Annotated in this window: 14 protein-coding genes; 12 read left to right on the top strand and 2 right to left on the bottom strand. The window is 58.7% G+C overall.

All coding sequences use genetic code 11. From position 1 onward, the window contains the following. Positions 1 to 2 precede the first annotated feature (2 nt). The 10 genes from RJ40_RS04355 to RJ40_RS04310 all read left to right on the top strand — a co-directional run bounded on the left by RJ40_RS04355 (position 3) and on the right by RJ40_RS04310 (position 9,981). Positions 3 to 926: an NADH-quinone oxidoreductase subunit B family protein gene (locus RJ40_RS04355; RefSeq protein WP_265582136.1), complete on the top strand. Its 924-nt coding sequence runs from the start codon at positions 3 to 5 to the stop codon at positions 924 to 926. Continuing rightward, complete coding sequence (locus tag RJ40_RS04350) at positions 923 to 2,326, top strand: Ni/Fe hydrogenase subunit alpha (RefSeq protein ID WP_265582135.1); 1,404 nt, start codon at positions 923 to 925, stop codon at positions 2,324 to 2,326. Before RJ40_RS04355 ends, RJ40_RS04350 begins: the two co-directional genes overlap by 4 nt. Before the next feature lie 8 nt (positions 2,327 to 2,334). Continuing rightward, positions 2,335 to 2,682 (top strand): roadblock/LC7 domain-containing protein, encoded by a 348-nt coding sequence (locus RJ40_RS04345; protein WP_322743911.1) that lies wholly within the window; start codon positions 2,335 to 2,337, stop codon positions 2,680 to 2,682. 2 nt (positions 2,683 to 2,684) lie between these two features. After that, positions 2,685 to 3,434 carry a roadblock/LC7 domain-containing protein gene (locus RJ40_RS04340; protein ID WP_265582133.1) on the top strand — a complete coding sequence of 250 codons (750 nt, stop codon included), beginning with the start codon at positions 2,685 to 2,687 and terminating at the stop codon, positions 3,432 to 3,434. 350 nt (positions 3,435 to 3,784) lie between these two features. Then, positions 3,785 to 4,033, top strand: coding sequence for a hypothetical protein (locus tag RJ40_RS04335; RefSeq protein ID WP_265582132.1), 249 nt, complete (start codon positions 3,785 to 3,787; stop codon positions 4,031 to 4,033). 125 nt (positions 4,034 to 4,158) lie between these two features. After that, positions 4,159 to 4,944: a cell division ATPase MinD gene (gene minD / locus RJ40_RS04330; RefSeq protein WP_265582131.1), complete on the top strand. Its 786-nt coding sequence runs from the start codon at positions 4,159 to 4,161 to the stop codon at positions 4,942 to 4,944. A 107-nt stretch (positions 4,945 to 5,051) separates the two neighbouring features. Next, positions 5,052 to 5,678, top strand: a complete 627-nt coding sequence (locus RJ40_RS04325; RefSeq protein ID WP_265582130.1) for a hypothetical protein — start codon at positions 5,052 to 5,054, stop codon at positions 5,676 to 5,678. Beyond that, positions 5,671 to 8,022, top strand: coding sequence for a type II/IV secretion system ATPase subunit (locus tag RJ40_RS04320; protein WP_265582129.1), 2,352 nt, complete (start codon positions 5,671 to 5,673; stop codon positions 8,020 to 8,022). The genes RJ40_RS04325 and RJ40_RS04320 overlap by 8 nt, the downstream gene beginning before the upstream one ends. Next, positions 8,019 to 8,942, top strand: coding sequence for a type II secretion system F family protein (locus RJ40_RS04315; RefSeq protein WP_265582128.1), 924 nt, complete (start codon positions 8,019 to 8,021; stop codon positions 8,940 to 8,942). The genes RJ40_RS04320 and RJ40_RS04315 overlap by 4 nt, the downstream gene beginning before the upstream one ends. Before the next feature lies 1 nt (position 8,943). Continuing rightward, a complete protein-coding gene (locus RJ40_RS04310; protein WP_265582127.1) occupies positions 8,944 to 9,981 on the top strand; it encodes a type II secretion system F family protein in 1,038 nt (345 codons plus the stop codon). A gap of 659 nt (positions 9,982 to 10,640) precedes the next feature. Here the strand turns inward: RJ40_RS04310 and yciH are convergent. Then, positions 10,641 to 10,946 carry a stress response translation initiation inhibitor YciH gene (yciH, locus tag RJ40_RS04305; protein WP_265582126.1) on the bottom strand — a complete coding sequence of 102 codons (306 nt, stop codon included), beginning with the start codon at positions 10,944 to 10,946 and terminating at the stop codon, positions 10,641 to 10,643. A 169-nt stretch (positions 10,947 to 11,115) separates the two neighbouring features. On the opposite strand from yciH, the gene RJ40_RS04300 reads away from it, so the two are divergent. Beyond that, the gene (locus RJ40_RS04300) at positions 11,116 to 12,600 is read left to right on the top strand and encodes a cobyric acid synthase (RefSeq protein WP_265582605.1); all 1,485 of its coding nucleotides are present in this window, start codon (positions 11,116 to 11,118) and stop codon (positions 12,598 to 12,600) included. 37 nt (positions 12,601 to 12,637) lie between these two features. Continuing rightward, positions 12,638 to 12,982 (top strand): type II secretion system protein E, encoded by a 345-nt coding sequence (locus tag RJ40_RS04295; protein ID WP_265582125.1) that lies wholly within the window; start codon positions 12,638 to 12,640, stop codon positions 12,980 to 12,982. On the opposite strand, the gene RJ40_RS04290 is transcribed toward RJ40_RS04295, so the two are convergent. Further along, a complete protein-coding gene (locus tag RJ40_RS04290) occupies positions 12,979 to 13,113 on the bottom strand; it encodes a hypothetical protein (RefSeq protein ID WP_265582124.1) in 135 nt (44 codons plus the stop codon). The genes RJ40_RS04295 and RJ40_RS04290 overlap by 4 nt on opposite strands. Between the last annotated feature and the right edge of the window lie 5 nt (positions 13,114 to 13,118).

Genomic DNA, 13,118 nt, shown 5'->3' with positions numbered 1-13,118 from the left:
ACATGAGCGTGAAGATTGCAATCGAAGAACTTGCCGGTTGTTCCGGCTGTACCATCTCGGTTCTCGACCTCCACGAGGCCCTCCTCGACCTCGTCTCCGAGGCCGAGATCGTCTACTCCCCGGTGATCATGGACGCCAAAGAACCCCCCGAAGGGATCGACATCGCCTTCGTCACCGGTGCGGTCAGGAACGAGGAGAACCAGGAACGACTGAACCTCCTCAGAAAACGATCGAAGATTCTCATCGCCTTCGGCACCTGTGCCTGCTACGGCGGGGTCTCGGGCCTCTCCATGATCGGCAAACAGGAAGACCTCTTCAACTATGTCTACCAGGGCGTGGAGAGCGCGGCCAAAGACAATATCGTCCCCACCGACGTCCCGTCCTTCCTGTACCGGGCCTTTGCCGTTGGCGACCTGGTGAAAGTAGACTACTACATCACCGGGTGCCCGCCCAAAGAGCAGTTCCTCAAGACCATCCTTCCCGCCCTCGTCGCCGGGGACAAGACCGTACTCTCGAAGAAGTCGGTCTGCTCCGAGTGCGACCGGAAGATGGGGGAGATTAAGGACTGGCACCTCAAGCGCCGGTATGAAGGAGTCCCTGAGCCCGACACCTGTCTTCTCGGCCAGGGCTACCTTTGCCTCGGCCCGGTCACCTTCGGGCGGTGCGGGGCCTCCTGCCCGCGTAACAACGTCCCCTGTCACGGGTGCAATGGCCCGTCCCTGGACATTCTCCGCGAACCCTGCCGCGACATCTACAACATGATGGTCCGCCGGATCGCCGACCTCACCGACCTCCCCGAGAAGGAGGTCGAGAAGCAACTCTACGATGTTGCCCATACGATGTATCCCTTCACCGTCGGGAGCCTGGTGATGGAGGACAAGGACATCTCCAAGATCCGTGACCTGGTCAAGGGGGGAGCGCAGTGACGCAACTGACCATCTCCCCCGTGACCAGGATCGAGGGGCACGCCCAGGTGCGGATCGAACTCGACGATGCCGGCGAAGTCGCGGGCGCCCACTTTAATGTGGTCGAGCTCCGCGGCTTCGAGAAGTTTCTCCTCGGCGCTGCCGTCGAGGAGGCCCCCAGGATCACCCCCAGGATCTGTGGGATCTGCCCGACCTCCCACCACCTGGCCGCGGCCGCGGCCTGCGACCAGATCTTCGGGGCCGCGCCCCCGCAGACCGGCAAACAACTCCGCGACCTCCTGCTAGCCGGGCAGTTCATCCATTCGCACGCCCTCCACTTCTTCATGCTCGCCGCGCCCGACTTCCTCCTCGGCGACGCCCCCGCGGCCGAACGCAATGTCCTCGGACTGGCCAGACACTCGCCCGAGATCGCGAAGAAGGCGATCGAAGTGAGAAAACTGGGACAGCGGATCACCGAGGCCGTCGGCGGCAAACCGATCCACCCGAGCAACGCTATTCCTGGCGGAATGTCCATGCCTCTCTCGGAGGAGCGCCGCCAGACCCTCCTTACCTCGGCGCAGGACGGACTTGCTATTGCAAGAGAGGGCTGGGAAACTGCCCGCAGCCTGATGGACGGGCTCGACACCTCCTTCGGTGCGGTGGAAACATCGTTTATGGGAATGGCGCAGAACGGCGTCCATGCCCTCAGCGGTGGTGAAGTGAAGATCCTCGGTCCCGACGGCCGGGAGACTGCCTCCTTTACCGGCGCCGGGTACCTGAACCACATCGAGGAGTACTCTCAGGACTGGTCATACCTCAAGTTCTGCCGCCTTGCTGGCGGCAATGCCTACCGCGTCGGCCCGCTGGCCAGGCTGAACATTGCGGAGTCGATGGGCACGCCTGAGGCCGATGCCGCCCTCGCCGAGTACAGGGGCGCTTTCGGCCGGGTGGTCCAGGCCCCGCTCGCCTACAATATCGCGAGATACATCGAGTTCCTCTCGGCCTGCGAACGGGCCGTCGCCCTCCTCGAAGACCCCGGCATCACCGGGGCCGATATCCGGACGCCAGTCGAAGGCGTCGCCGCCAACCGTGGTGTCGGGATCATCGAAGCCCCGCGCGGTACTCTCATCCACGACTATACCGTCGACGGCGACGGGATGATCGAGAAATGCAACCTGATCGTCGCCACCTGCCAGAACAACTATGCCATGGACCGCGGTGTCGAAGATGTTGCCCGGAAGGTCATAAAAGGTGGAGAACTGACTGAAGAAGGATCGAACAAGATCGAAATGGTCATCCGTGCCTATGATCCATGCATCTCATGTGCGACACACGCCATCGGCAGGATGCCGATGCGGATCGAGGTGGTCAGGCGTACGGGCAACGGCTGTGAGGTGCTCGACGTCACTGAGGTGAACTGAATATGGAAATCTTGAAACAGATTCTTATGGAATTTCTACGACTGGATGGTGTGACTGCAGCGGTTGTCATTGGCAGGGACGGGTTCGTAATCGAGGACGCCGTCTCCGGTGAGATCGACACCGACGCCCTCGGTGCCATGGCCTCGACAGGTATGGGTACCTCCGAGGCGATGGGCTCCGAACTTGGCAAGGGCGAATTGAACCAGATGCTCGTGGAATTACAGAACGGCCCGATCCTCCTCTCGCCCCTCTCTGAAGACGAACTGATCGCGATCGTTGCAAACGACGGCGTCAATATCGGCAGGATCAGGTATGAACTGAAGAAGAACAGAGACCGAATAACCGCAGCACTGTGAGTATGACACTGCCTGATGGACGGAGTTTTGGCAGCATGACGGCCCCGCTGGAGGAGGTGCTCCCCTTCACCAGCGCATTCCAGGCGATCGTGCGCATTCACTCCGAGGACGGAGAGGGCTTTGTCCTCTCTGACGAGGGGAACCCGGTGGCAGCGGGGTACCAGGACGCTTCCCATGAACTGAAGGGAAATGCCGCTCTGGAGTACCTTTCTGCGAGGCCGTTTCTCTCCTCTGAACTCAATCGGTATAGCCCTGAGGAGTACGCCCTGGCCCTGTCCTGGTGCAACGAGACAGATTGTCTGATCGGCGGGAAGGAGATCATGGAACCTGAGATTGAAGAGCCCCCGTCTCTGGTTGAATTCCATCAACCGGAAGAGATCTCAGAACCTGAAACCGAAGCCCCGCCCCCCCGGGCCACGGTTCCTGAACTGGACGAGGAGTCCCTCAACCTTGTACTTTCTCAGCCCGGCGTTGTGGCGGTCTCCGCATTTTATGAAGGTTTCGCCGTTCACTCGGCCGGTGCCGCCGACTTTGAACGGATCGCAGCGATCTCAGAGGATCTCCTCCGGGCGAGTTCAAGGATCGCCGGGGATATGGAGATGGGGGGGCTCGACCAGATCATCCTTGAGACTCCGGGCGGGAAACTGATCATCGCACCCTTCGGCGACCTTTCAATCTGTGTTCTCGCCAGTGCAAACGCGAACCTTGGCCTGGTCAGGCTTGCTCTCCGAAGTCTCACCTGGAGGGGGTAGGCACGCATCTGCCGCGTTCTGCGGGGACGGGGGGCCACCTTGTCCTCCCTCTCGGTGAGTTTGTCGTCGAGTGCAGGAAGAGATCGTTCACAGGAGCGCTGAAACTCTCCGGTGGAGCATCGAGAGGCACCGTACTCTTCAGGTGTGGGAGGCCGGCCTGTGCCGAGTACGGTGGACTTGCCGGTGCGGCGGCTCTGGGAAGGATCGAAGCGGGAGAAGAGGTCACAAAGGGTGAATTCTTTCCCTGCTCTCTATCGGACCTGGATGTAGCCCTCCCATCGAACGCCGCATGGTATACCGATACCGATGCAGCAACCCACGAGGCGAACACCACAGTCAGAGCCGTCCGGGTGGGAGGGAAAGCGACCGCGGCCAGGGTGCGGATGGTCCGTACGCTCGACGCTGGCGAGGAGGCATCCCGGCGGCCCGAGAGAGGGACCGCCGATACGTCGGCCCATCAGAGAAAAGAGGTTCTGAACCCTGCGGCGGTCAGGGCACTCAGACACCTTCAGGATGATTTCCAGAAAGATGCCTCTCTGCTCCTCAAAGAGATGAATATGGATCACCTCCTTGTTGGGGATGAAAAGAAACCCCATTAATTGGATCTATCTCTTTTTTCATATGTATGTGCTTAAATGAGTGTTTAAACGCTTCTATGGGTCCAACATCATTTCAGTATCTTTAAATACCATCTTCCACAATCATTGGAGTAGAAGGTGTCGTATTGATCAGGGCATTCACGATCGCATCCGGGAAAGGGGGAACCGGTAAAACGACGGTCACCGTAAACCTCGGTGCCTCCCTCGCCCAACTTGGCAAAGAAACCTACATCCTTGACGCTGACATAGGGATGGCGAATCTGGGACTTGTGCTTGGGTTAGAGGAGGCTCCGGTTACCCTCCATGAAGTTCTGGCCGGCCAGGCAAAGATCGACGACGCAATCTATGAAGGACCGAACGGTGTCAAAGTGGTGCCGAGCGGGATCTCTCTTCAGGGATTTCAGAACGCCGATCCCGATCGCCTGCGAGATGTCATGCGGTCTCTGGTGGACCGGTGTGACTACCTCCTCGTCGACGCCGCCGCCGGGATCAGCAAGGACGGCGTTGTCGCCCTCGCCATATCCGACGAAGTTATCCTCGTCGTCAACCCTGAACTCTCCTCGATGGCCGACGCGTTGAAGACGAAGATCCTCACCGAGATGGTTGGGGGCACAGTCTATGGCGCCATCATCAACCGTTCGGGGATGGAAAACACTGAGATCAGGAGACATTCCGTCGAAGACGTCCTGGGCGTGCGTGTTGTCGACATGATCCCCGAAGACCCCAATGTCAGGAGGTCTGCGGCCTACAAAACCCCCATCGTCATCAAGTACCCCACCTCGGAGGCATCCAGAGCCTTCAGGCGAATTGCCGCCGATATCGCCGGTGTGGAGTATGAAGAGGAGACCGAGGAGAGAAAACAGGACTTTATCGACAGACTTGCGCACACTCTCTTTGGAGGAAGTCGCTGATTGATCTGATCGAAGAGGATTTTTTCTCTCCTTAATTTCTGATATGCCTCGTTTCAACAGCATGTCGCCAGTCTGAAACCTTCGTGAGAGGGCCAGGGAGATGGGCAATGGATATAATGGATGTTATCAATGAAATCCTTGGTCAGTCACGCTATCTCGGATCATGTGCCTATTTTGAGATGGCCGAGCAGGCACAGAACGAAGAGGGTGCGATTGGCGTATTCGTAGATGGAAAAAGAAATTCAACCATATTATATTCCGGCGGAGAGCCACTGGGTGCGATCTATCTTGACGAAATGGGAGGACTGTACGGCGATCCGGCCGTCCTGAAGATCCGGGACTCTGATGAGTATGACCTCTATGCCGTTGACAACCGCGTGGTAGAACTCGTTGTGGCGCGGTGCCGGGTATTTCATAAGAACTATTTTTCGAGGCATCTCTCCTCAGCGCTCCCTGAGATCGGGGGCGTGCGAAGGATGCCGGGAGTGCTCGCCCTCCACATTCTCAGAGACGACACCGCACAGGAGGGTGCCAGAGTGTCGGTCAGAAAGGGCAGGCATGTCCTTGCGAATGATACGACGACAGGCGACGGTCAGGTCTCGTTCAAGTTGTTCAACGGCACATACGACATCCTGGTCGCCGACAGCACCGGCGAGGTCGCCACATTCATGGTGGACTTCAAAGGGGAACGGAGTGAACTTTTCATTGAAATGGGTGGTGTGACAGATGTCTGAGAAACAGAGACCCTACAGAGGTCTTCATGATATCCTTGAGCGGATGAAGGGTTCTGAAAATAAAAAAGAAAAACAGCGTGACCCACCGAAAACAGAAAAAAAGGATGAAACCAGCGGCCTCAGGTCCCTGATCGGGAAGAAGGATGGGCTCGACCTCAGCGCCCTCGTCCGTGACCCCCGTAATTATGGCCTGGGTGAGGAGAAACCCGCAGCACCTCCGGGCACAGAGGAACCGGCCGACACACCGATCGCTGAGACACCCCATCACGAGCCGCAGGACGAAGAATTCGACGATCAAGCCATCAGGGAACTGAAATCAGCAGTCGACGCCATACTCAGTGCTCGGGAAGACGAAGCCCCTGCTCCGACTCTCTCCATGGAAGAAGAGACCCCCCTGGAGGAGGAGGCCGTCTCTCCCGCTCCGGAGGCTGTGCCCGTCTCCAGAAAGAGCAGATGGTCCTCCGAAGTTGGGAACCCTGAAGAGGAACCGGGCGCTGACATCACCGACGTCGACGACCTCAGTGTGTACTCCGACCTCATCCTCCCGAAGGCTGCGACCTTCGATATCGAGGAGTTCACCCTCCAGCGACCCAACCACCGCGAGACCCTCGGCGTCAACAACCTCCCCCCTGAGATTGACGTCCTCTGGGCCGACACGGTCCCGACGATTGCGGAAGAAGCCAGGAATGTTGTGATCGGCAGGGAAAAGGGGGAAAAATCAGGCTTCCTCGGCAAGATCGGGGGGATCGGCAAGATAGGAGCCTTCGACCGGACCCAACACAAATCCAGTGTCGAGGAGTATGACCCTGCGGTTCACGGTCCGCTCGTTGACCTCACCTTCACCCCCCCCGCCGGTGTCGAAGAGGTCGAACTCTACCCGGTCAACGAGCCCTTCGCCTATGTGCGGATATCCTATGACAGCACCTCTCACGAGTACAGTTACGAGGTGCTCGAACCCGCCCTGACCGCAGCCGAGAACGAACTTTTCGGCGAGATCAAGGACCGGCTCTTCGAGAGACTCGACGTCAGCACCAAGGATCTCTCGCGGGAAGGGGCACGGCAGATCCTGCGCGACCTCTCCGACGAGATCGTCGCCGACTACGGGATCCATCTCTCCTCCCTCTCCAGGGAGAAGATCTACTATACCATTGAACGTGACTTCCTCGGCAACGGTCTGATCGATGCGATCATGCACGACAAGTACATCGAGGATATCTCCTGCGACGGACTGGACAACCCGGTCTTTGTCTTCCACTCTGGCTATGAGTCGATCAAGACGAACCTGATGTACACCAACGCCGTTGAACTCGATTCTTTCGTGACCAAACTTGCCCAGCGGGCTGGAAAATATATCTCCATCGCTGATCCGATCCTGGACGCCACGATGTCGGACGGTTCTCGTATCCAGATGACGTTAGGCAAGGAAGTGACCGCTCACGGCTCGACCTTCACCATCAGGAAATTCAAGGACGAACCGATCACCCCGACCGACCTCATCGGCTGGGGCACCTTCTCCCCCCTCTCGGTCGCCTTCCTCTGGCTTGCGGTCGAGGCCGGAAACTCGGCGATCTTTGCGGGTGGGACGGCTTCGGGCAAGACCACCGCCCTCAATGCCATCTCACTCTTCATCCCGCCGCAGGCCAAGATCGTCTCCCTCGAGGACACCAGGGAACTGAAACTCCCGCACGCCAACTGGATCCCCTCGGTGACCAGGGAGTCCTTCGACACCGAAGGCAAAGGTACGATCGACATGTACGAACTCCTCCGTGCGGCCCTCCGACAGCGGCCCGAGTACATGTGTGTGGGCGAGGTCAGAGGTGCGGAGGCCCAGACCCTCTTCCAGGCCATGTCCACCGGCCACGTCACCTATGCCACCATGCACGCCGACTCGGTCGCAAGTGTCGTCCACCGTCTCGAAAACCCACCGCTGGATGTGCCGCGTAACATGCTCAACGCTCTCAACCTCGTTTGTATCCAGGCTCAGGCCAGGATCGGCGGGCAGCGGATCAGGCGGAACAAACAGATCATCGAGATCCTGGACATTGACCCAAGGACCAACGAACTGATCACCAACGAGGTCTTCTCCTGGCACCAGGCCACCGACGAGATCCGGTACTCGGGCAAGTCGTACATCCTTGAGACGATCATGGAGACGAAGGGTTGGAGCGAGGCCAGGATGCGTGAAGAACTGAAGAGACGCCAGGAGATGCTTGAGTGGATGCGGGTCAAGAACATCAGACACTACAAGGATGTTTCCAAGATGCTTATCTCCTACTTCCGGGACGCCGATGCAGTAATCGGGCTTGTGCGGGAAGAACTCTACAGGGAGGCTGATCAACAATGAATGGTTTTGAACGGTTCAGTTTCAACTTGTTAGGACGGCAGGCAAAGGCAAAAAGAGACGATTTCGTCGAGTTGAGGAGCGACCTGGTGCAGGCGCGGATGAAGACCCCCTTCGAGGCCTACCTTGCGACCGCATACGTCTCTTCGGTCCTTGCCGGTCTGGTCATGGCCTTTCTCATCGGGGGCTTCACCTATCTCCTCAACATTCCCTCGATGATCACCTACAAAGGGGCGCTGCCCGGTTTCTTCCTCGGTCTCTCCGACTACCGTCTTCTCATCGGAACAACCCTGGCGATCGTTCTCTCCCTGCTTATCTTCGGTGGGGTGACCTACTTCTCGTTCCTCATGTATCCCAAGGTGGTCGCCGGGAACAGGCGGCGGAACATCGACGCCACCCTCCCGTACGCCATCAATTATGTAACTTCAATGTCGACGGCCGGGATCACCCCGGCCGAGGTCTTCCGGCTCCTCGGGCAGAGTCCGATCTACGGCGAGACTGCAGTCGAGGCGCGGTACATCTCACGCGAGATCGACATGTTCGGCAAGGATCTCATCGAGGCGATGCGGATCGCCTCGACCTTCACCCCGAGTTCCAGGATGAAAGAATTTCTCCAGGGCGCCATGGCAACCATCTCCTCGGGTGCCAACCTCACCGAATACTTCAGGAACAAGGCGGTCCAGTACAGCAACGAGAACCAGCAGCAGCAGAAGACCTTCCTCGAGACCCTGGGTTTGATCGCCGAGTCCTATGTGACGGCGATGGTGGCCGGCACGCTCTTTTTGATCATCCTCCAGTCGATTATGTCTATTATGAGTGGGGAATCGAGCCCGATGTTTTTGATCATCATCATCTACTTCCTCATTCCCTTAGGAAGCGTGATGTTTCTCATTCTGATCAGTGCGATGACCCCGGAGGTGTGAAATGGGATTCAAAACACTCTTCGACGATTTCCTCAACCGCGACGAGGCCCGCACGGTTCAGGTGGATGCAGGAGAACTCGACCAGTATGAGCGGCAGGATCACGAGATCGTCAACAAGATCGAACACCAGCGCAAGATGCAGGTCGGCGTTGGCCGATTCCTCAAGCACCCTATCGAGGTGCTCACCGAGACTCCGACCAATAGTCTCATTGCCACGGTGCCGTTCTCGTTCCTTTTCTTTATCGTGGGCATCTCCCTGATCGTTGTGAACTACGGATGGCAGGCCGTCATGAACTCCACGCTTGTCGACGATGTCATCGTCTTTTCGGTTCTCATCCCGGTGGTTCCGCTTGCCCTTCTTGATTTCAAGGAGGGGAGAAGGGAGAAAAACCTTGAAGCCGCCCTCCCGAACTTCTTCAGGGACGTTGCAGGGATGAACGACTCGGGGATGACCCTCCCCAGTGCTATCCATATCGTTTCCGAGGGCGAGTACGGCATGCTCACGCCGTACATCAGGAAACTCGATATCGACATGTCCTGGAATGTACCCTTCGTCGAGGCGATCACGACCTTCGGGAAGCGGATCGGCACCCCGCTTGCCGAGCGGTCGGTCGACCTCATTGCAAAGGCGAGCACTGCCGGTGGCGACGTTTCCGAGGTGCTGCGGGCTGCGGCGAGGGACAGTTACGAGTTCATTAACCTCAAGACCGAGCGGGCAAGCAACATGCTCATCTATGAGGTGATCATCGTCGCCGCCTTCTTTGTCTTCCTCTTTGTCATTGCGATCCTTGAGTCCACCTTCCTCACCACGATGGCCGATGCCGGGGCGCAGGCGGCGGCGTCAGGGGCCGGGAGTCAGTTCATCGGTAACGTCGACATGGATCTGTACAAACGTATCTTCTCTCACTCTGCGATGATCATGGGGTTCTTCTCAGGGTTGGTCGCAGGGCAGATGGGTGAAGGCCGGGCGGCCGCCGGACTCAAGTTCTCGGCATTGATGCTTCTCATCGCCTGGTTGCTCTTCAGGTTCGCGATCTAAAGTTGGTGCCGGGGGGAGACCCCCCTGATCCCCCCACGGCGAAGATAGGCAACCACCTGGTGGCGAGTCAAGAACACAAGGTCGTCAGGAGAGATGCACTTGAACGACAGACTTTTTTTTGGCCGTGAAGAAATCGTCTGTACTGGTCTTTGTGCGGGGGACTGATCGCCACCTGGTCCCCGACCGAGGGGTGGGGGAAGGCGGGCGATCGGAAGGGCCGCCCCACAGAAAAACGAAGAAATGTTTGTCACTCTCTTGCGCCCGAGGAGATCCACGTGGGGAAGATAGGCAGGGGGCGGCACCACGCGCATCACAATCTCTTTCTGGCAATCACTATGACCGTGCCTTCCCCGCGCGAGAAGGGGAGATGGTGCGGGACCGCAGGGTTATGAAAAAAGTATCAGATATTTGAGTGATGACCGGACACCAGAAGATCTGCTATGAAAGATTTTCATGTGGAATGTCTGAGGCGTGCTCTCGACTCATGCCCAATTCAACAGAGCCTACAGAACGATGCCTTCGGCCTCCGCAGGGTCTTGTATTCACGAAAATCGGAGACGAGGTTTTCCGGGGGGTTATGGATCCCGGCGCGGTCGATCCGTGCCGCCCTCGACGGCGGTATTATTGGAAAAATATGATTGAAAATAGGGGTCCTGGAATTAACTGATCTGCTCCAATTTATACCCCTTTTGTGCGAGCAGGTCTTTGACCCGTTCTTTATGGTTGCCCTGGAGCTCGATGGACGTGTCCTTGACCGTTCCACCGCAGGCAAGTTTTGCCTTCAGGAATTTTGTGAGGTCGTTGAGGTCAATGTCGTACGGGTCGAGCCCTTCGATGACGGTGACTTCTTTCCCGTAACGGCGCCGATTGACCTTTACCTGGATCCTCTGTTGCTCCTTTGCTACCTCCTCACAGATACACAGTTCTTTGGGTAGTCCACATTTTGGACATATACCACCGTTCATTGGTTATACCTTCAAGTTCTCGTTATATATTTCTTGGCATGAATATGACTTCCAACTTTCTAGATATGACCCTTTAGGTCGCATATAGGCCGCCGGTTCCTTGAAGAGCGGGGTGGCCCGGCCCACCTACCGCACCACATATCCCCTCAGGCGATCAACCACCATGACGATGTCACTGATGGTCCTCGGGACCGCCTCCCATGTCGGCAAGAGCACGGTCGTCGCCGGGATCTGCCGGGCCCTGAAGAACCGGGGCATCGGAAACGCCCCCTTCAAGTCACAGAACATGAGCCTCAACTCCTGGGTGACCGCCGACGGGGCCGAGATCGGGATCGCCCAGGCGGTCCAGGCCCGTGCCGCCGGCGTCGAACCCACGGCCGAGATGAACCCCGTCCTCCTCAAACCGAAGGGCGAGATGGTCTCGCAGGTTGTTCTCCTTGGTCGGCCGTATCGGGATGTCAGGATCGGCGAATACTATCGCGAGACCGACGCCCTCCTCGATACCGCGGTCAGGGCCTTCACCCATCTTGAAGAGGAGCACGGGACGGTCGTCGTGGAGGGCGCCGGCGGCGCCGCCGAACTCAACCTCTATGACCGCGACATCGCCAACATCAGGCTCGCCCGCGCTCTCGGCCTGCCCATCCTTCTGGTCGCCGACATCGAACGGGGCGGGGTCTTCGCCCAGGCCTATGGGACGATTACTCTCCTCCCCGAGGACATCCGCCCCCTGGTCGCCGGGATCATCGTCAACAAGTTCAGGGGCGATCCCACCCTCTTTGACTCAGGCGTCGACGCCCTCGAAGAAATCTGCGGCGTCCCGGTCCTCGGAGTCCTCCCCTACACCGAGACCGGGCTGCCATCGGAAGATTCTCTCTCCATCGGGGACAAACAAACCCGGAGCGAGGGTGTCGGGATCGCCGTCGTCAGGCTCCCGCACATCGCCAACTTCACCGACTTCGAACTCCTGGAACGGCGGGCCGCGGTCACCTATGTCAGGCCCGGCGAACCGCTCGCGGGCTACGACTGCGTCATCATCCCCGGCACCAAAAACACCATCGAAGACCTGCGCCTCCTCCGGTCTACCGGGGCCGCCGACGAGATCTGCCGGGTCCGGGCCTCTGGCGTGCCGGTCATCGGGATCTGTGGGGGTTTCCAGATGCTGGGCCGGCGGCTCGTCGACCTCGGGTACGAGGGCGATGGCCCGGCCGAGGCCGAGGGTCTTGGCCTCCTCGACGTGACGACCGCCTTCTCGGCCTACACCAAGACCACCAGGCAGGTGCGTCACCGTGCGGCCGACACCCCTCCTATCCTCTCTCTGATGGGGGAGGTGAGCGGCTACGAGATCCATATGGGCACGACCGAACGGGGCGCCGACGGTCCGGCCTTCGGCGAGGACGGCGCGGTGAGCGCTGACGGCCTGGTCATCGGAACTTATCTCCATGGACTCTTCTCAGACGCCAGCGCAGTCGACGCTCTCCTCGGTTACCTGGCCGGGCGGAAGGGGATCGAGTACCGTTCGGCAGAGGACGACGGCGACCCGTACGACCGACTTGCGTCGCTCTTTGAGGCGCACCTCGACATGAGCCGGGTCGCCGCCCTCGCTCTTGGGGGCGGGCGCGAGGGTTACCTTTACGAGGGGCGTGACCAACCGTGATTACTGCGTCCAGACAACTGTCTCGGAGTGATGACCTATGGTGATGCGGTGTTCTTTCACCCTCGATCCGGAACTCCTCGAAGCCCTTGACGCCTTCGCCAGGAAAGGCTCGATCGGGCGGAACGAGGCTATCCTTGAGTTGATCGAGGCAGGTTTTGCCAGCCTTGAGGCCGGAGAAGAGTTTGAGATTAAGAAACAGCGTTCATTTGAGGAGTACGCCACGATCAGAAAAGATGTCGAGGAGATGAAGGGCCTCGTCCAGAATATGCGCGACGAGTTGAGGCTCGTCCACCATACCATCGAATCGGACTACTGCAAGGAGGCGCGCGGCGTACCCTACCAGCGGCGGAGCCTCTGGGACTATATGAAGAGACGGGATTAACTGATCACCGTCATGATGCTCCGAAACCCCTCGTTCCCATCGTCGTCGCACTCGACGGCGCTCACCCCCGTGAAGTCGACTCTATTGGTCACCCGCTGGAGCGTGCAGTAGGCGCGGGCCGGCGAGGGCACCCACC

Source organism: Methanofollis aquaemaris (assembly GCF_017357525.1).
In the GTDB taxonomy this organism is placed as follows: domain Archaea; phylum Halobacteriota; class Methanomicrobia; order Methanomicrobiales; family Methanofollaceae; genus Methanofollis; species Methanofollis aquaemaris.
This window is presented reverse-complemented; position numbering and strand designations above follow the sequence as displayed.